Source organism: Rhizobium laguerreae (assembly GCF_002008165.1).
Lineage (GTDB): Bacteria > Pseudomonadota > Alphaproteobacteria > Rhizobiales > Rhizobiaceae > Rhizobium > Rhizobium laguerreae.
This window is the reverse complement of record NZ_MRDM01000017.1, coordinates 174,141-193,710: the sequence shown is the minus strand read 5'-3', so window position 1 is coordinate 193,710 and position 19,570 is coordinate 174,141. Positions and strand designations below refer to the sequence as shown.

Sequence of the window (19,570 nt, the reverse complement as noted above, 5' to 3'; positions counted from 1 at the left end):
TCAGGCGACGCCGATCCGCAGCAGGTCGTGGAAATGCACCAGCCCGACCGGCCGGCGGTCGTCGTCGATGACAATCAGCGCGCCGATGTGATGCTGGTTGAGCAGCGCCAGGGCGGCTGTCGCCAGCACCGTCGGCCTTACCGTCTTCGGCGTCCGTGTCATGATGTCGTCGACGGCAAGTTCAGAGAGATTGCGCGTCAGATTGCGCGCCATGTCGCCTTCGGTGACGATGCCGCAGAGCCGCCCATCCTCATCAAGCACGCCGACGCAGCCGAAATGTTTGCGCGACAGCACCGTGATCGCCTCCGGTATCGCTGTGCCCTTGGCAACGAGCGGCAGCCGCTCGCCGGTATGCATGACATCGGCGACATGCATGAGGCTCGCACCCAGCTTGCCGCCGGGATGGAAGACGTGGAAATCCGTGGCGGTAAAGCCGCGCGCCTCCAAAAGCGCCACCGCCAGCGCGTCGCCGATTGCAAGCTGCATCAGCGTCGAGGTCGTTGGCGCCAGCCCGTTGGGGCAGGCCTCCTGTTCGTTCGGCATCAGAAGGACGATATCGGCGGCGGCCGCGAGCGAAGAACCTTCGCTGCAGGTGACCGCAATCAGCGGAATGGAGAAGCGCCGCGTGAAGGAAATGATGCTCTTGAGCTCGGCGCTCTCGCCGCCTTTGGAAATCGCCAGCACGACGTCGTCGCGCGCGATCATCCCGAGATCGCCGTGATTGGCCTCCGCCGCATGTACGAAAAAGGCGGGCGTTCCGGTCGACGCGAATGTCGCCGCGAGCTTGGCGCCGATATGCCCGCTCTTGCCGACGCCGGTGACGATCACACGTCCGGAGATGTCGCCGATGACTTCGACGGCCCGTGTGAAAGGACCGGCCAATCCATTGTCAAAAGCCTGTTCGAGCGCTTCAAGACCGCGTCTTTCGGTCTCTATCGTGCGTTTTGCCGATTCGAGCACGCTGTTTTCAACGAGGTTGATCGCTCTTCTGTTCATGAAATTGCGTTAGACCTTTTCACTTTCCAAGTCCACCCTGCACTCTTTCCGACCCCCACTCTTTCCGATCCCCCACTCTTTCCGAATTGTGAACAGCGCCCGCCGCCGGCAACGAATGGTTAACCACAAGGCTTTACCTTTGGGTAAGAACCGAAAGCATGTCAGGCGCGAATTGCATGGGCCAGCCAAAACAGACGAGCAGTGTGACGCCGCTCCGCGCCATGAGCCGTGCCGTCTCTTTTGCCGTGCTGGGTACCCTGCTTCTCAGCCAGACGGCAGCCTTCGCGCAGTCCGCCTCGTCGCAGGCGGCAACCGGCCGCTCCGCCGCCTCTCAGGATAACCGCGCCACCAACAATGCCGCATCCGCCCCCGGTTTCGAGGACGAGACCGGCGATACCGCCACTCCTGCGGCAAACGGCGCGACCGCGAACGCGGACGATGCCCAGCAGCGGCCTGCCATACCGGACGCGCAAGCCGGCGACGACATTACCGGTTCCATCCTCGACGAAGAGATACGCCGGCTGAACACCCGTGAAGCGCCGGTCGACGAGGCGCTGCCGCGCCGCAGGACTGCCGAAAGTGCCTCGACAGCGGAAACGCCGGGAATCCCGATCGGCACTTTCGTGCTCCGCCCGAGCGTCACCCAGAGCATCAATACCGAGACCACCAAGGACGGCAATACCAGGCAGCGGCGCGCCTTTCTCGAAACGGATGCGGCAGCGACACTGACTTCCGACTGGGGCCGGCATCAGTTGACCGTGACCTCGGAAGGCGCCTGGCAGAAGAATGTCAGCGGCGAGGGTGAGGAACAGCCCTCCTTCAAGATCAACAGCGATCTCAGGCTCGATCTTCCCGACGACACCACGGCGCACCTCATCGCCGGCTATAATTTCTACCGCGAGGACACCGATGATCCCGACGCGATTACCAACGCCGCGCAGCAGTCGGACGTCCAGGAATTTTCGGCCGGCGCCTCCGTCCAGCGCGATTTTGGGATCCTGCGTGGCACGACGGCACTTGCGCTGACACGCTCGATTTATTCGGACGCTAAACTTTCGAACGGCACGACCGTCTCCCTCAGCGACCGCAATCAGACGACGGGCACGTTGCGTGGCCGCGTCGGCTACGAACTGTCCCCCGCGCTCATCCCCTTCATCGAGGCCAACATCGGCCGCACGGTCTATGACGAAACGCAAGATTCCGCCGGTTACGAGCGTTCCGGCCATAGCTATGGCGCCAAGGCGGGCGTCGAGGTCGATCTCGGCGAAAAACTGAAGGGTGAAGTCGGTGTCGGCTACGAGATGGCGGATTTCGAAGACAGCCGGCTGTCCTCGATCGATACCGCCACGCTCGATGCGAGCCTGCTCTGGTCGCCGATCCGCGGCACCGATGTCAATCTAGACCTGCAGACAAGCATCCAACCCTCGACCACGGCAGGCGAAAGCGGCTACGTCTCGCACGCGCTGACGACGACGGTCACCCACCAACTGCGCGACAACCTGGTCGGGACGATGATCGGCGGGGTCATATGGCGCGATTATCCCACGGATAGCACCATCAACGACGAGCTCGTCTATACCGCCGCAACCGGCCTGACCTGGAACATCAACCGCTATCTCGATCTGACCAGCACGCTCGGCTACGAGCTGACGACGCGCAAGGAAGGCAGCGATTCGCAGCAATGGCGAGCCGGCGTCGGTCTCAAGCTGAAACGCTAAGAATGTCGGAAAATAGAGCGCCGCGCATCCGTTAGGACACGCGGCGCTTTATCGCATTGAATCTGCAACTTATTTCAGGCCGGCAAGCAGTTCCTTGAAGCCGCCTTCGACGGTGGGACGGATATCGGCGCGTTCGAGGGCGAAGGCGACGTTTGCCAGGATGAAGCCGTCCTTGGCGCCGCAGTCGTAGGTCGCGCCGCGGAAGTGGTAACCGGCGAAATCCTGTTCCTTCAGCAGCTTCAGCATGCCGTCGGTGAGCTGGATCTCGTTGCCGGCACCGCGCTCCTGGGTTTCGAGGATCTTGAAGATCTCCGGCTGCAGGATATAGCGGCCGTTGATGAAGAAGTTAGAAGGCGCCGTCCCCTTGGCGGGCTTTTCCACCATGCCGGTAATGCGGAATCCGTCGCCGATCGCTTCGCCGACGCCGACGATGCCGTATTTATGCGCCTGGTCGGGCGCGCATTCCTCGACGGCGATGATATTGCCGCCGCTCTGGCCGTAAAGGTCGATCATGCCCTTCATGCAGCCCTTTTCGCCCTTCATGATCATATCGGGCAGCAGCAGAGCGAAGGGCTCGTCGCCGACGATCTCGCGGGCGCACCATACGGCGTGGCCGAGGCCGAGCGGTTCCTGCTGGCGGGTAAAGCTCACCGTACCTGCCTTTGGAAGCTGCTGCTGCAGGAGCGTGATTTCCGCCTTCTTGGCGCGCTCCTTGAGCGTCTGCTCGAGTTCGAAATGAATGTCGAAATAATCTTCGATGACGTGCTTGTTGCGTCCGGTGACGAAAACCAGATGCTCGATCCCGGCTTCGATCGCCTCATCGACGACATATTGAATGATCGGCTTGTCGACCACGGTCAACATTTCCTTCGGAACAGCCTTTGTTGCCGGAAGGAACCGCGTCCCCAACCCTGCTACCGGGAAAACTGCCTTACGAACTTTATTGTGATGCGCCACACAGGCCTCCTGCTTTGACTATATCGCCTTTTAAATAAAGCCGTTCACGTCTGACTAGTATAGAATTGCAACTGTTTTGCAACTGGTGACCTCAGCGGACGGTCATGGTAAAGATTTTGTTGACTCCGTTCCTGTAGTCTCGGGTCTGGGCGGACATGACGCCCTGCTACGCCTGAAACTGAAGATGTGGGATACGACTGTCGATGACCCAGAATCACAAAAACTCCCTTCGTGGTCTTGCGCTCGCGCTCATTGTCGCAGCCCAGGTAGGACTGGTCCCCGACAACGCGAAAGCTGATTCCCGGTTCCAGAAATGGATCGCGGATTTTTACCAAACTGCCGCTCAGAGTGGCATCAGTAAGGCAACCTATCAAAAGGCCTTTTCCGGGGTGAGCGAGCCCGATCCGACCGTGCTCGAAAAAGCGGCCTACCAGCCGGAATTCACCTCGAAGATCTGGGACTACGTCGATTCCCGCGTCAATCCCTATACCGTCAAGATCGGCCGCGAGATGGCCGCCAAGCACGCAAGAACGCTCGCTGCAATCGAGCAGCGCTTCGGCGTCGACAAGACCATACTGCTGGCTATCTGGTCGATGGAATCGAATTACGGCGCGGTCCTCGACAAGGACGACCGGCTGCACTATGTGCCGCGCGCCCTGGCAACGCTTGCCTATGCCGATCCGAGCCGTGCCAAATTCGCCAAGAAACAGCTGGTCGCCGCGCTGAAGATCCTGCAGAACGGCGACGTGCCGGCACGCGAGATGACCGGCTCCTGGGCCGGCGCCATGGGCCACACCCAGTTCATTCCGACAAGCTACCTGCTTTATGCAATCGATGCCGACGGCAACGGCCATCGCGATATCTGGAACTCGATCCCCGACGCGCTGGCGACCTCGGCCAATCTCTTGATGAAGAACGGCTGGGACACCGGCAAGACCTGGGGCTACGAGGTCGTCGTTCCCGCAGCCGCCGCCAAGCAGGCCGGCAAGACCCACACGCTGGCCCAATGGGCGGCACTCGGCCTGACACGCCCGAATGGCAAGGCCTTCCGCGAGAGCGGCACCAAAGCCGTATTGAAGATGCCGGCCGGGCCCAGTGGCCCGGGCTTCCTGATGACTGCCAACTTCTTCACCATCAAGAACTACAATGCCTCGGACAGCTACGCGCTTGCCGTCGGCCTGCTGGCCGACCAGATCGCCGGCTACGGCGGCATGCAGCAGCGTTGGCCGCGCCCGAACGGCGCACTCGACATCACCGAGAAATTCGAGCTGCAGACCCGTCTGAAGACGCTCGGCTATTACAATGGCGAGGTCGACGGCAATTTCGGCTCGGGTTCGAAGGCGGCGATATCGGCCGTGCAGTCTCGCATCGGCATGCAGCCGGACGGCGAGCCCTCGCTACCGCTTCTGAACGCCTTGCGCCGCTAGAGTTCGCGTCGGTTCGGGAATCATGCAGGGCGCTTCAAGTCTTTGTCTCATGCAGGTCGCCCCGTCCTGCCGCACGGTTTTGGCGAACCCGCATTGGAAGCGGCAGAACCGCGATCTAGATATTAGTGGGAGTGGACGCTGGCCTGCCCTGCGTGCAAGATGCCGGCAGATGCGGAACTGCCCATGACGAAGAAAACTGATCGGACCCGTAAAATCCGCTGGCTCGTGCTCGCCTTGGCGGCGGCTTCGCTGTGCCTTGGCGTGTCTGCGCCGGTGCATGTCGCCGAAGCCCAGGAGCAGCGCTATCAGCGCCGGTCGATCTTCGATTTCTTCCTTGGCCGACGCTATCTCGACGACGGCCCGCAAGCTCCTGACGTCCAGCAGCCGAGACGCCAGCAGCGCAAACGCCCGCCAGCGCAGAAAGCCATCGTCAATACCCGCACTGCACCGCCGGTCCGCGCTCCCGTACAGGAGGAGGAGCCGGCCGTGCAGAAGCTCGGCGACGCCCGAAAGATCCTGATCGTCGGCGATTTCCTGGCCAGCGGCCTCGGCGACGGCCTCACCGCCGCCTTCGAGACCTCGCCGGGTGTCGTCGTCGAAGCCCGCGGCAACGTCTCCTCAGGCCTTGTCCGCGACGATTATTACGACTGGCCGGAACAGCTGCCGAAGATGATCGATGAGCTGAAGCCGGCAATGGTCGTCGTCATGATCGGCGCCAACGACCGCCAGCAGATGGTGACCGACACCGCCAAGGAAAAATTCCGCACCGATGGCTGGTTCACCGAATACCGCCGCCGCGTGCTTTCCTTCGGCAAGGAGGTCACCGACCGCAAGATCCCGCTGCTCTGGGTCGGCCTTCCCGCCTTCGAATCCGATTCGATGACGGCCGATGCCGTGCAGATGAACCAGCTCTACCGCAACCAGGTCGAAAGCATCGGCGGCGAATTCGTCGATATCTGGGACGGTTTCGTCGATGAAAACGGCACCTTCGTCGTCACCGGTTCGGATGTGAACGGCCAGCAGGTGCGCCTGCGCACCTCCGACGGAATCAACCTGACCCAGGCCGGTCGGCGCAAGCTTGCCTTTTACGTGGAAAAGCCGGCGCGGCGTCTTCTCGGCACCCAGGCAAGCCCCGATCTGGTCCGCCTCGACTCCAGCAATCTGCCCGGTCTCGGCCTTCCCGCCAATCCGGTCGAACATACCGTGCCGATCAGTCTTTCCGATCCCAATCTCGACGGCGGCGCCGAACTTCTCGGCGCCAGGCCGCCGCCCATGGCCTTGACGAGGTCGCCACGCGACCTCCTGGTCGAGCAGGGCGAAATGACGCCGGCGCCTCCCGGCCGCGTCGATGATTACCGCCTGCCGGTGGCAAAAGCACCGGCCGAAGTCTCGGTCAAGTGAAAAGGCCGCGCGAGGCGGCTCGCCGCTTCGAGAATGTCGCTCCCGCGTCCTGTCAAACACGCGGCGCTATAAAAAAACTCCGCCGGAGGGGCGGAGTTCTTGTCTTCGGAAAGGTGTGCAGCTGACGCTCAGTTCGGCAGGACGGTCGAGCCCATCAGCTCCTCGTCGATGGCGCGCGCCGCCTGGCGGCCTTCACGGATCGCCCAGACCACCAGCGATTGGCCGCGGCGCACATCGCCCGCCGTCCAGAATTTGTCGACCGAAGTCTTGTAGTCGCGATCGTTGGCGACGACGTTGGTCGAGCCGCGTTTGTCGGTGTTGAGCGTCAGCTTGCCGTCGAGCTCCTTCAGTACGCTGCCGGTAAACGGCCCGCGGAAACCGATGGCGATGAAGGCGAGATCGGCCCGGATGACGAATTCCGTGCCTGGAACCGGCCGCCGGCGCTCATCGACCTCGCAGCACTTGACGCCGGTCAGCACACCGTCTTCGCCGACGAATTCAAGTGTGGCCACCTGGAATTCGCGCACGGCGCCCTCGGCCTGCGAGGAAGAGGTGCGCATCTTCGTCGCCCAGAAGGGCCAGACGGCAAGCTTGTCTTCCTTCTCCGGCGGCTGCGGCCGGATGTCGAGCTGGGTGACCTTGACGGCGCCCTGGCGGAACGCCGTGCCGACGCAGTCCGAAGCCGTATCGCCACCGCCGACGACGACGATATGTTTGGCGCCGGCAAGGATCGGGTCCGACGGCCAGCCGACGCTGTCGATGTTCTCGCGCCCGACGCGGCGGTTCTGCTGCACGAGATAGGGCATCGCATCATGCACGCCCGCAAGGTCGGTGCCCGGAATGCCCGCCTCGCGCGGCGTCTCGGAGCCGCCGCAGTAAAGCACGGCGTCGTGATCGGCGAGCAGCTGCTCGACTTTGACGTCGACGCCGACATTGACGCCGCAATGGAAGGTGACGCCCTCGCCCTTCATCTGCTCGACGCGGCGGTCGATGAAGTTCTTCTCCATTTTGAAATCGGGAATGCCGTAACGCAGCAGGCCGCCCGGCTTGGTCTCGCGCTCATAGAGATGCACTTCGTGACCGGCGCGGCCGAGCTGCTGGGCGGCCGCCATGCCGGCAGGCCCGGAGCCGATGACGGCGACCTTCTTGCCGGTATGGACCGTGGCCGGCTGCGGCCGGATGAAGCCGAGCTCATAGGCCTTGTCGGCGATCGCCTGTTCGACCGTCTTGATGGCGACCGGTGCATCTTCGAGGTTCAGCGTGCAGGCTTCCTCGCAGGGTGCGGGGCAGACGCGGCCGGTGAACTCGGGGAAATTGTTAGTCGAATGCAGGTTCTGAATCGCCGCTTCCCAATTGTTGTTGTAAACGAGGTCGTTCCAATCGGGAATCTGGTTGTGAACAGGGCAGCCGGTCGGGCCGTGGCAATAGGGGATGCCACAATCCATGCAGCGCGCGGCCTGTTTCTGCACTTCCGGGTCCGACATCGGGATCGTGAACTCGCGGAAATGACGGATACGATCCGACGCCGGCTGGTACTTCGCCACCTGCCGGTCGATTTCCAGAAACCCTGTTACCTTACCCATATCTTCGTCCCTTACCCTCATGACCGCCTCACCGCAGCCAATCTGTCTATCGTCAGTCCCGGTACCCGGGGCAAGTTGCTTGTCTTGACCGTCATTGGACCATATCCCCTGGAAGACATCCGGGCGATCTGGACAGCTTTCGCCGTCGGTATGATCGTCACGGGTCATCGAGATATTTTCGTCATCCGTCACCTGCAGTCGTCAGGTGACGGATGTCCGGTGCAATTCATTCCGCGGCGATACCCATCCGGCTGCGCTCCATTTCCTCGAGCGCACGCCGGTATTCGACCGGCATGACCTTGCGGAATTTCGGGCGGTAATCGGCCCAGTTGTCGAGGATCTCAGTGGCGCGCGCCGAGCCCGTATAATGCAGATGGTTGGAGATCAGCTGGTAAAGGCGCTCCTCGTCATGGCGCGTCATGTCGCCGGAGACGTCGACGCGTCCCTTGTGCATGAGATCGCCGCCGTGATGATGCAGCTTCTCCAGCATGTCGTCCTCCTCGGGCACCGGCTCGAGCTCGACCATCGCCATGTTGCAGCGGCTGGCGAAATCACCGGTTTCATCGAGCACGTAGGCGACACCGCCGGACATGCCGGCCGCGAAGTTGCGGCCCGTGGCGCCGAGCACGACGACGACGCCACCGGTCATGTATTCGCAGCCATGGTCGCCGACACCCTCGACGATGGCGATCGCCCCCGAATTACGCACGGCGAAACGTTCGCCCGCCACGCCGCGGAAATAGCATTCGCCCTCGGTCGCACCATAGAGCACGGTGTTACCGACGATGATCGAGTCCTCGGCCACGATCCTCGAATTCTCCGGCGGCCGGATGATGATCTTGCCGCCAGAAAGCCCCTTGCCGACATAGTCGTTGCCGTCGCCGATCAGGTTGAAGGTGACGCCGCGTGCCAGGAAGGCGCCGAAGCTCTGTCCCGCCGTGCCGCGAAGCGTCACATTGATCGTGTCCTCCTTCAGACCGCGATGGCGATAACGCTTGGCGACCTCGCCGGAAAGCATAGCGCCCACCGAACGGTCGACGTTCTTGATGCCGACCTCGAAGGCGACGGGTGTCTTGGCCGTCAGTGCCGGCTGCGCCTGTTCGATCAGCACGCGGTCGAGAATGTCGTCGATCGGGTGCTTCTGCCGGCTCGTCCAGAAGGTCTCTTCCTTGGGAGCGTCGACCTTGTGGAAGATACGGCTGAAGTCGAGGCCCTTCGCCTTCCAGTGGTTCAGCATCTCGTCCTTCTCCAGCAACTCCGAGGCGCCGATGATCTGGTCAAGCCGGGTGAAGCCGAGTGAGGCGAGGATTTCGCGCACTTCGTTGGCGACGAAGAAGAAGTAGTTGATGACGTGCTCCGGTGCGCCCTTGAAGCGCTTGCGCAGCACCGGATCCTGGGTCGCCACGCCCACCGGACAGGTGTTGAGATGGCACTTGCGCATCATGATGCAGCCGGCGGCAATCAGCGGCGCGGTGGCAAAGCCGAACTCGTCGGCTCCAAGCAGCGCCCCGATAATGACGTCGCGGCCGGTCTTCAGGCCGCCGTCCACCTGCAGGGCGACGCGCGAACGCAAGCCGTTCAGCACCAGCGTCTGCTGAGTCTCGGCAAGGCCGATTTCCCAGGGGCTGCCGGCATGTTTGAGCGAGGTCAGCGGCGACGCACCCGTGCCGCCGTCGAAGCCGGCAACCGTGATATGGTCGGCGCGCGCCTTGGCGACGCCGGCAGCAACCGTACCGACGCCGACTTCCGAGACCAGCTTGACCGAAACATCGGCGGTCGGGTTGACGTTCTTCAGATCGTAGATCAGCTGCGCCAGATCTTCGATCGAATAGATGTCGTGGTGCGGCGGCGGCGAAATCAGGCCGACGCCCGGTGTCGAATGGCGGGTCTTTGCAACAGTCGCGTCAACCTTGTGACCCGGCAGCTGGCCGCCTTCGCCAGGCTTGGCGCCCTGCGCCACCTTGATCTGCAGCACGTCGGCATTGACAAGATATTCGGTGGTGACGCCGAAGCGGCCCGAGGCGATCTGCTTGATCGCCGAACGTTCCGGGTTCATCGAACCATTGGCCAGCGGTATATAACGGTCGGATTCTTCGCCGCCCTCGCCGGTGTTCGACTTGCCGCCGATCCGGTTCATGGCGATCGCCAGCGTCGTATGCGCCTCCCTGGAAATCGAGCCGAAGGACATCGCCCCCGTCGAGAAACGCTTGACGATATCGGCCGCCGGCTCGACCTCGTCGATCGATACCGGCGTACGGCCGAGCGCCTCGGCGCTCTTCATCTTGAAGAGACCGCGGATCGTGTTCATGCGCAGCGCCGAATTGTTCATCATGTCGGCAAATTCGCGGTAGCGGTCCTCGGCATTGCCGCGCACCGCATGCTGGAGGGCCGCAACCGCATCCGGCGTCCAGGCGTGGCTTTCGCCGCGCATGCGGTAGGCATATTCGCCGCCGATGTCGAGCGTCGTGGCAAGAAGTGGGTCCGTGCCGAAGGCCGCGTTATGGCGGGCGACGGTTTCTGCGGCGATCGCCTCGAGGCCGACGCCTTCGATCATCGTCGCGGTTCCGAAGAAATACTTGTCGATCAGTTCCGACTGCAGGCCAATCGCATCGAAGATCTGCGCGCCGCAATAGGACTGGTAGGTCGAAATGCCCATCTTTGACATGACCTTGAGGATGCCTTTGCCGACCGCCTTGATGTAGCGGTAGACGATTTCGGAGGCATCCACTTCCTTCGGGAATTCGCCTTTGGCATGCATGTCGAGCAGCGTGTCGAAGGCGAGATAGGGGTTGATCGCCTCGGCGCCGTAGCCGGCGAGCAGGCAGAAATGATGGACTTCGCGCGGCTCGCCGGTCTCGACGACGAGACCGACCGAGGTGCGCAGCCCCTTGCGGATCAGATGGTGATGCACGGCAGCTGTAGCGAGCAGCGCGGGAATGGCGATCCGGTCCGGCCCGATCTGGCGGTCGGAGAGCACGATGATGTTATAGCCGCCCTTGACGGCCGCTTCCGCGCGCTCGCAGAGCCGGTCGAGCATCTCGGGCATGCCTTCGGCGCCACGCTCGATATCATAGGTGAAATCGAGCGTCTTGGTGTCGAAACGGTCTTCCGTATGGCCGATCGAGCGGATCTTCTCGAGATCGCCATTGGTCAGGATCGGCTGACGAACCTCGAGCCGCTTGGCGTTCGCCGCCCCCTCATGGTCGAGAATGTTCGGCCGCGGCCCGATGAAGGAAACCAGGCTCATGACCAGTTCCTCGCGGATCGGGTCGATCGGCGGATTGGTCACCTGCGCGAAGTTCTGCTTGAAATAGGTGTAGAGCAGCTTCGGCTTTTCCGACATCGCCGAGATCGGCGTATCCGTGCCCATCGAGCCGATCGCTTCCTGGCCCGTCGTCGCCATCGGCGACATCAGGATGCGTGTATCCTCGAGCGTGTAGCCGAAGGCCTGCTGGCGGTCGAGCAGCGACACGTCGCGGCGCAGCGCCCGCGGCTCCACCGGCTTCAGGTCTTCGAGGATGAGCTGGGTGCGGTTGAGCCAGCTGCGATAAGGATGCGCTGTCGCGAGCTGCGACTTCACCTCGTCGTCGGAGACGATGCGGCCTTCTTTCATATCGATCAGCAGCATCTTGCCCGGCTGCAGGCGCCACTTCTGGATGATCTTCTCCTCCGGAACCGGCAGCACGCCGGCTTCGGACGCCATGATGACGCGGTCGTCATCGGTGACGAGGTAGCGCGCCGGCCGCAGTCCGTTGCGGTCGAGCGTCGCGCCGATCTGCTTGCCATCGGTGAAGGCAACGGCAGCCGGCCCGTCCCAGGGCTCCATCAGCGCCGCATGATACTCGTAGAAGGCCTTGCGTTCGGCGGCCATCGACTGGTTGCCGGCCCAGGCTTCCGGGATCAGCATCATTACCGCATGCGCCATCGAATAACCGCCGCGCACCAGGAATTCGAGCGCGTTGTCGAAGCAGGCCGTGTCCGACTGCCCCTCGTAGGAGATCGGCCAGAGCTTGGAGATGTCCTCACCGAACAGCGGCGAGGAGACCGACGCCTGGCGGGCCGCCATCCAGTTGACGTTGCCGCGCAGCGTGTTGATCTCGCCGTTATGGGCGACCATGCGGTAGGGATGCGCGAGCTTCCATGACGGGAAGGTGTTGGTCGAGAAGCGCTGGTGCACCAGGGCGACCGCGCTTTCGAAACGCGGATCCGACAGGTCCTTGTAATAGACGCCGACCTGATAGGCCAGGAACATGCCCTTGTAGACCACCGTCGCCGACGACAGCGACACCGGATAGAAATTGCTCTCCTCGCCGTCGAACTCGTCATAGATACGGTTGGAGATCACCTTGCGCAGCGTGAACAGCCGGCGCTCGAACTCGTCGTTGTTTTCGGCATCCTCGCCGGCGCCGATGAAGACCTGCACATGATGCGGCTCGGTTGCGGCAATGGCCGGCGCCTTGGAGAGCGAGGAATTGTCGACCGGCACATCGCGAAAGCCGATGAAGACCTGGCCTTCCTCGGTGATAACGTCCTTGATCACCTTCTTAAAGTGCTCGATCTGCTTTTCATCGCGCGGCATGAAGATATGGCCGACGCCATACTCGCCGATCGGCGGCAGGGTGATGCCCTGCTCGGCCATCTCCTCACGGAAGAAACGGTCGGGGATCTGCACCAGGATGCCGGCGCCGTCACCCATCAGCGGATCGGCGCCGACGGCGCCGCGATGCGTCAGGTTCTCGAGGATGAACAGGCCATCCTTGACGATCTGGTGCGACTTCTCACCCTTCATATGCGCGACGAAGCCGACGCCGCAGGCATCATGTTCGTTGCGCGGATCGTAGAGGCCCTGCTTCTTCGGCAGGCCGGAGGCGGATTTGGAGATATTGGCCGTCGCGCGCAGCTCTGCGGCAGCAAACCGGTCAACTTCCATGGATGGCGTCTTCGTCATCATCTTTCCTCCTGTCGAAGCCCGCGGGGCCACGGGCGGCTTTTCGTCCCGCGCCGCAACCCGAAGATAGGTTCGGCGCATGACAGCGCTGTTGCATTGTGAAGATCGGCCGCAGACATCTGCTTTGAAGGAAAGCAAACCGTCGCGTTCCGCGCCTGCCATTCGCCTCCGCGCGCCGCCCCTTGAGGCTTGACACTCGGAAGAACTATAGCGTGAAAGCCGGTCTGTTCCAGGGCTTTCGGCGCCTCTTCGGTCATAAAGGCCAAAATAGGACAGCAACACTGTCCTAATTCATCAGTTCTATGCCAGAAAGCATTCGGCTCTGCAAGAGCGCCCCGGCAAAAAACGTCAATTTGCGACGGAAGATTGCCTGCGCAGCGGTGATGACGAAATAAAATTACGTCAAGAAGTACTATTTTGTTTATTGATTGCGTAGTTCAATTTCTGTGATGTGTCGCGGGCGACAACCTTGATCCTGTGAAGCTTTGGCGTAATGTCCGCTGCGGACTTTGCCAACCCCTTCCTTTTCCACGGTTTCCCCATGTTCTTTGCTTCCGATAACTGGGCCGGTGCCCATAAATCCATTGCCGAACGTCTGCTGACGGAATCGACCGGTTTTGCCGCGGCCTATGGCGCCGGCGATCTCGACAGGAAGGTCGAGGCCCGTTTTTCCGAGATCTTCGAGCGTGAGGTTTCGATCTTCTTCGTCGCCACCGGCACGGCCGCCAACTCCCTGTCGCTGGCAAGCGTCCAGCGCCCCGGCGGCATCACCTTCTGCCACTCGGAGGCCCATGTGATCGAGGATGAATGCGGCGCGCCGGAATTTTTCTCCGGCGCCGCCCGCCTCGTTGCCGTTGACGGCGAAGCCGGCAAGATCGATCCGGCAAAGCTTTCGGCGAAGATCGCAAGCTTTCCCGAGGACGCCGTCCATCACGGCCGCGCCAGCGCGGTGACCATCACCCAGGCGACCGAGATCGGCACCGTCTATTCCCTGCCGGAGATCGGCGAGATCGCCGCCATATCAAGGCAGCGCAATCTGCCGCTCCACATGGACGGCGCCCGCTTCGCCAACGCCTTGGTCGCACTCGGCGCCACCCCGGCCGAAATGACCTGGAAGCGCGGCGTCGACATGCTGTCCTTCGGCGGCACCAAGAACGGCTGCTGGTGTGCCGAAGCGATGGTCTTCTTCAATCCGGATCAGGCCCGGGAAATGCCGTTCATCCGCAAGCGCGCCGCCCAGCTATTCTCCAAGTCGCGTTTCATCGCCGCCCAGTTCGATGCCTATTTCGAAAACGGTCTCTGGCTCGATCTTGCCCGCCATTCGAACGGCATGGCCGACAGGCTGCGCGCCGGCATCGCCACCAGCAACTCCGCCCGCCTCGCCTGGCCGACCGCGTCCAACGAAGTCTTTGCCGTCGTCAGCAAAAGTGCCGCAAAAATCGCGGAGGAAAAGGGCGCGAAATTTTACGCATGGCCGATCCCGGCGGCAATGCCCGAACTCGTTTCCGAAAGCGAAACCCTGATCCGCCTCGTCACCAGCTTCGCGACCACGGAAGCGGATGTCGATGGTTTCCTGAAGTGCTTGGCGGCCTGATCCCCCCGAAAGGCCTGCCTCTCCGGCGGCCTTTCGGTGATGGCAAAGCCTCACGCCGACCTCAGTCCCCTCACCTTTTGCAGAATATCCTCCGACAGTGCTGAAACCAGTGTCTGGTCCGCACCCTTACGCGGCACCAGCACGAATTCCACATCCTCCAGCACCGGAAGTCTTCCCGCAGCGATTTCCTTCAGACCTGAGGGCGCCATGCTGCGCGGCTGCACCAGCACGCCCATCCCGGCCCGCGCCGCCGCCGTCAGACCGCTCAGGCTGCCGCAGGTGCAGACGATCCGCCAGGGTACGCCGTTTCGCCCGAGTGCTTCCAGCGCGATCACCCGTGTGACGCTCGGCGGCGGAAAGGCGATCAGCGGCAAAGGGCCGGAGGCAAGCACACGCTCAGGATCGCGCGCCAGCCAGACGAGCGGCTCGCGATAGACGAGTTTTCCGCGCGCATCGCCGAGCCGGCGCTTGGCGAGCACCAGATCGATCTCACCATTGTCCTGCATCTCGTAAAGAACGCCGGACAGCGCCACTGTCAGTTCGAGGTCTACCGAAGGGTGCGAACGAACGAAATCCTCGAGCACCGCCGGCAGCTGGCTGGTGACGAAATCCTCCGACACGCCGAGCCGCAGACTGCCGCGCAGGCTGTTGTTCTTAAACAGCGACTGTACCTGCCCCTCGATCGAAAGCATGGCGCGCGCATGGGACAGCAGCGCCTCGCCATCGCCGGTGAGCATCACCTTATGCGTGTCGCGTGCCAGCAGCCTGCGCCCGAGTGCTGCCTCCAGTCGCTGAATGTGCTGGCTGACCGTCGACTGCCCGAGGCCCAGCCTTTCTGCGGCGAGCGTGAAACTGCCCATCTGTTCGACGGCGACGAAACTGCGCAATTGCGAAAGGTCCAACATGATCCAGCTTCTCGATAACTGTTATTCCTTGCATCCTGGATCATAATGGACGACAGAACAATGACTGTTTTATCAAGCCGCGAGACCGCCATGCGCCGCTTTCTGCCCGATACATTCACCATCCTGCTCGTCTGCACCGTCATCCTCGCCTCGTTGCTGCCGGCAAGCGGTACCTTCGCGGATTATTTCGGCATCGCCACCGACCTTGCCATCGCTCTGCTGTTTTTCCTGCATGGCGCCCGCCTGTCGCGCGACGTGGTCTTATCAGGCCTGCTGCATTGGCGCCTGCATATCGTCATCCTGCTGACGACCTTCGGCATCTTCCCGCTGCTCGGCATGACGCTCGGGCTGATCCCCGACACGATCCTGCCGCAGCCGCTTTATCTCGGCATCCTCTTCCTCTGCGTGCTGCCGTCGACGGTGCAGTCGTCGATCGCCTTTACCTCGATGGCGGGCGGCAACGTGCCCGCCGCTATCTGCTCGGCCTCGGCATCCAACATCTTCGGCATGTTCCTGACGCCGCTGCTCGTCGGCCTGCTGTTTTCCGTCGGCGGCCGTGGCGGCTTCTCCTTCGACGCATTAGAGCAGATCCTGCTGCAGCTGCTTGCCCCCTTCATCATCGGCCAGGTTCTGCAGCCCTGGATCGGCGACTGGATTCGCGCCAAGAAGAAGATCCTGATGCCTGTCGACCGCGGCTCGATCCTGATGGTCGTCTATCTCGCCTTCAGCACGGCTGTCGTCGAGGGACTGTGGCACACCTTCTCGATCGCCGATATCGCCGTCGTCATCGTCGCCGACATGGTTCTGCTGGCAATTGTTCTGGTGCTGACGATGTTCGGCAGCCGGTGGCTGGGCTTCAACAAGGCCGATCAGATCACCATCACCTTCTGCGGCTCGAAGAAGAGCCTCGCAAGCGGCGTGCCGATGGCGAACGTCATCTTCGCCGGCCAGTCGATCGGCGCGATCGTGCTGCCGCTGATGCTGTTCCATCAGATCCAGCTGATGGTCTGCGCCGTCATCGCACAGAAATACGCCGCCGCCGCGGTCCGCCGCGCAACGGACAAGGAAATCGACGAGGCAACCAGCCCGGCCTGAGCCCAAATAAAAAACGGCGCCCCATAGGAGCGCCGTCCGTTTTACCCGTAAGGGGGATCAATCAGCCGTTGATGATCTGCGCTTCGATGGCCTTCGGAGCCTCGACCGGTTCTGCGGCAATCGCGATCTTGCGGGGCTTCATGGCCTCGGGAATATTGCGCAGAAGATCGATGTGCAGCAGGCCGTTCTTCAGCGAAGCGGCGGTCACCTCGACATGATCGGCAAGCTGGAAGCGACGCTCGAAGGCGCGCTTGGCAATGCCGCGATAGAGGAATTCGCCGCTTTCGGCAGGTTCCTCGTTCTTTTCACCCTTCACGGACAGCACATGGGCATGGGCTTCGATCGAAAGTTCTGTCTCGTCGAAACCGGCAACGGCCATGGTGATGCGATAGGTGTTTTCACCGGTACGCTCGATATTATAGGGCGGATAGGTCTGCGCCTGTTCCGGCTGGGCAAGGCTGTCGAGCATGGTGAAGAGCCGGTCGAAACCGACGGTCGAACGATAAAGGGGAGAGAAGTCTACGTGACGCATGATGTCCTCCTGTGGAAGCGACGTGTTGCGATGAAATGCCCCTGAGACCCCATCTTTGGCGGCCTTGGGACGGTTGCGCAGGCCCTGTTCGGCACCCGCAGAAAGGAGATGGTGATGGGATTTGACGAGTTCAAGACCTTTTGCAATCGCCTTGATCGGCCCGTGAACCCCGCATGAACGGCCGGTTCGGAGCGCGTTCAGGCGCATTCGCCTAGGATTTAGGCGTCGGGTGAATCTGGTCCCGATGGCTGAAGTGCATCGTCCCTTCTTCTTCAGCCTCAACTTCGGCCGGCCGCGAGCACCCTCATGCTCCTGCCGGCCCTTTTCCCCACCGCTTTCCAAGCCGGATGCCATGCGCTATCCCTGATGCGAAGCAGTCAGCAGCGGCGCATTGGCAAAGTCATGGATCAGGTTCTCTATTCGACGCCCGATAATCCCGCCCCGGAAAACCGCACAGAGGGGTTCTTCGAAACCCATGACGGCCAGCAGCTGCGTTACGCCGTCTTCCGCTCGAGTGGCCAGATTGCCAAGGGCACCGTCGTCATCCTGCACGGCCGCAACGAATATATCGAGAAATATTTCGAAACGATCCGCGACCTGACGGCCAAGGGTCTCTGGGTCGCGACCTTCGACCTGCGCGGCCAGGGCGGTTCATCACGGCTGATGAAACGTCGCAACCACGGCCACATCCGCCGCTTTGCCGATTACGAGCGTGATCTCGATACCTTCCTGGAAAGGGTGGTGCTGCCGGATACCCGCCTGCCCTTCTATCTGCTCGCCCATTCCACAGGCGGCCTGATCGCACTCTCGGCCGCGCCCTATCTCACCACCCGTATCGATCGCATGGTGCTGTCGGCGCCCTTTATCGGCCTGACCGGCCAGTCGGCCTCGCCCCGCGTCATCCGCGCTCTCGCCGGCACGCTGACCGCCGTCGGCCTCGGCTTCCTGCCGCTGACCTCGAAACTGAAGGAGCCGAACTTCAGCGACAACCCTCTGACCTCGGACGAACACCGCTTCGAGCGCAATGTTGCAATGATGAAGGCCTATCCGGAATTGACGCTCGGGCCGCCGACGGCCCGCTGGCTGATCGAGGCTTTCCGCACCATGGACCGGGTCACCTCACCCTATCATCTCTTCTCGATCACTATCCCGACCATCGTCATCGCCCCGACGCGTGACGGTGTCGTGCCCTACACGGCGCAAGAGCGGCTCTCGCGTTACTTCCGCGCCGGCCAGCTGGTGCCGATCAACGGTGCCCGTCACGAGATCTTCCAGGAGCGCGATATCTATCGCGCTGCCGCCCTTGCCGCCTTCCACGCCTTTATTCCCGGCAGCGATGCCGAAGAAAACCAGGACGTCGCCGCCCTCGGTACGTGAGACGGATCGGCTTTGCCGACTGGGGGATCAGCGCTGCTGACCGAGGGATCAGCGCTGCAGGATGGCGATTGCCTGTTCGTAGACCGCCTGGCTGCCGGCGGCGATGATCGAGCCGCCGTTTTCCGGCCGTCCGCCGTCCCAGGTGGTGATGATGCCGCCCGCTCCCTCGATGACGGGAATGATGCCGCCGACATCATAGGGCTTCAGGCTGTTTTCGACGACGAGATCGACATGGCCGGCGGCAAGCAGCGCATAGGCATAGCAGTCGCAGCCGTAGCGGAAGAGCCGTACCTGGCTCTCGATCTCACGGTATTTCTCCATTTCCTCACCGGCAAAGAGATGCGGTGAGGTGGTGAACAGGATGGCGTTCGAAAGCGTGTCGCACTGGCGCGTCGCCAGCCGCCGCTCGCCCTCCGGCCCGGTATAGATCGAGCCGTTCTGGTCGGCAAAATAACGCTCGCCGGTAAAGGGTTGCTCGATCATGCCCATGATCGCCCGACCCGCCTTCTGCAGGCCGATCAGCGTTCCCCACACCGGCACGCCGGAGATGAAGGCGCGGGTGCCGTCGATCGGATCAATCACCCAGACATATTCGCGGTCGAGCCCGATATCGCCATGTTCCTCGCCGAGAATGCCGTGGTCGGGGAAATTCTCTTCGATCAGCGCCCGGATGGCGAGTTCGGCCGCCCGGTCGCCCTCCGTCACCGGATCGAAACCGGAAGAAAGCTTGTTCGTGACATCGAGGCCGGAGCGGAAACGCGGCAGCGTTTCGGCGCGGGCAGCCTCCGCCAGGCGATTGAAGAACGAACGGTCAGGAAACATGTTGGATCCGTTTGGCTGGCGGGAGTGGCGCTTTTCATAGCGAAAAGCAACGGGAATGCAAACGCAGCAGGCAAATTGAGTTTAGTTGCACAAAGATATCGCAGCGCAATAAATTGCTTGACATTTGTGCAATGCAATAGTAGTGTCTTCATACAGTCTTCTGACTGTAAATACCCTCCTTGGGTGTTTCCTCCCTAGACTTAGCCGCGCTCACA

The 19,570-nt window shown here is 62.1% G+C and carries 13 protein-coding genes; 6 read left to right on the top strand and 7 right to left on the bottom strand.

Translation table 11 applies throughout. From position 1 onward, the window contains the following. Nucleotides 1-996: a KpsF/GutQ family sugar-phosphate isomerase gene (locus BS630_RS24880; protein WP_077979512.1), complete on the bottom strand. Its 996-nt coding sequence runs from the start codon at nt 994-996 to the stop codon at nt 1-3. 176 nt (nt 997-1,172) lie between these two features. On the opposite strand from BS630_RS24880, the gene BS630_RS24875 reads away from it, so the two are divergent. Then, on the top strand, nt 1,173-2,714 hold the full coding sequence (locus tag BS630_RS24875) for an outer membrane beta-barrel protein (protein WP_077979511.1): 1,542 nt from the start codon (nt 1,173-1,175) through the stop codon (nt 2,712-2,714). A gap of 69 nt (nt 2,715-2,783) precedes the next feature. Here BS630_RS24875 and galU read toward each other — a convergent pair whose 3' ends face one another. Then, nucleotides 2,784-3,671, bottom strand: coding sequence for a UTP--glucose-1-phosphate uridylyltransferase GalU (gene galU, locus BS630_RS24870; RefSeq protein ID WP_077979510.1), 888 nt, complete (start codon nt 3,669-3,671; stop codon nt 2,784-2,786). Between the two features lie 203 nt (nt 3,672-3,874). Between galU and BS630_RS24865 the strand changes: the two genes are divergently transcribed. Both BS630_RS24865 and BS630_RS24860 read left to right on the top strand, forming a co-directional pair. Continuing rightward, the gene (locus BS630_RS24865; protein ID WP_077979509.1) at nt 3,875-5,098 is read left to right on the top strand and encodes a lytic murein transglycosylase; all 1,224 of its coding nucleotides are present in this window, start codon (nt 3,875-3,877) and stop codon (nt 5,096-5,098) included. 159 nt (nt 5,099-5,257) lie between these two features. After that, a complete protein-coding gene (locus BS630_RS24860; RefSeq protein ID WP_183594570.1) occupies nt 5,258-6,499 on the top strand; it encodes an SGNH/GDSL hydrolase family protein in 1,242 nt (413 codons plus the stop codon). A gap of 128 nt (nt 6,500-6,627) precedes the next feature. Here the strand turns inward: BS630_RS24860 and BS630_RS24855 are convergent, their stop codons facing one another. Beyond that, a complete protein-coding gene (locus tag BS630_RS24855; RefSeq protein ID WP_062941551.1) occupies nt 6,628-8,082 on the bottom strand; it encodes a glutamate synthase subunit beta in 1,455 nt (484 codons plus the stop codon). A gap of 226 nt (nt 8,083-8,308) precedes the next feature. After that, a complete protein-coding gene (gltB, locus tag BS630_RS24850) occupies nt 8,309-13,033 on the bottom strand; it encodes a glutamate synthase large subunit (protein WP_183594573.1) in 4,725 nt (1,574 codons plus the stop codon). A gap of 538 nt (nt 13,034-13,571) precedes the next feature. Here gltB and BS630_RS24845 point away from each other — a divergent pair. Beyond that, nucleotides 13,572-14,624, top strand: a complete 1,053-nt coding sequence (locus tag BS630_RS24845) for a threonine aldolase family protein (protein WP_077979658.1) — start codon at nt 13,572-13,574, stop codon at nt 14,622-14,624. A gap of 50 nt (nt 14,625-14,674) precedes the next feature. Here BS630_RS24845 and BS630_RS24840 read toward each other — a convergent pair whose 3' ends face one another. Further along, nucleotides 14,675-15,529: a LysR substrate-binding domain-containing protein gene (locus BS630_RS24840; protein WP_077979508.1), complete on the bottom strand. Its 855-nt coding sequence runs from the start codon at nt 15,527-15,529 to the stop codon at nt 14,675-14,677. 45 nt (nt 15,530-15,574) lie between these two features. On the opposite strand from BS630_RS24840, the gene BS630_RS24835 reads away from it, so the two are divergent. Further along, a complete protein-coding gene (locus BS630_RS24835) occupies nt 15,575-16,624 on the top strand; it encodes a bile acid:sodium symporter family protein (protein WP_077979507.1) in 1,050 nt (349 codons plus the stop codon). A gap of 61 nt (nt 16,625-16,685) precedes the next feature. Here BS630_RS24835 and BS630_RS24830 read toward each other — a convergent pair whose 3' ends face one another. Then, the gene (locus BS630_RS24830) at nt 16,686-17,156 is read right to left on the bottom strand and encodes an Hsp20 family protein (RefSeq protein WP_003542878.1); all 471 of its coding nucleotides are present in this window, start codon (nt 17,154-17,156) and stop codon (nt 16,686-16,688) included. Between the two features lie 402 nt (nt 17,157-17,558). Between BS630_RS24830 and BS630_RS24825 the strand changes: the two genes are divergently transcribed. After that, on the top strand, nt 17,559-18,533 hold the full coding sequence (locus BS630_RS24825; RefSeq protein WP_077979506.1) for an alpha/beta fold hydrolase: 975 nt from the start codon (nt 17,559-17,561) through the stop codon (nt 18,531-18,533). A gap of 48 nt (nt 18,534-18,581) precedes the next feature. Here the strand turns inward: BS630_RS24825 and hisN are convergent, their stop codons facing one another. Beyond that, nucleotides 18,582-19,355: a histidinol-phosphatase gene (gene hisN, locus BS630_RS24820; RefSeq protein WP_077979505.1), complete on the bottom strand. Its 774-nt coding sequence runs from the start codon at nt 19,353-19,355 to the stop codon at nt 18,582-18,584. Between the last annotated feature and the right edge of the window lie 215 nt (nt 19,356-19,570).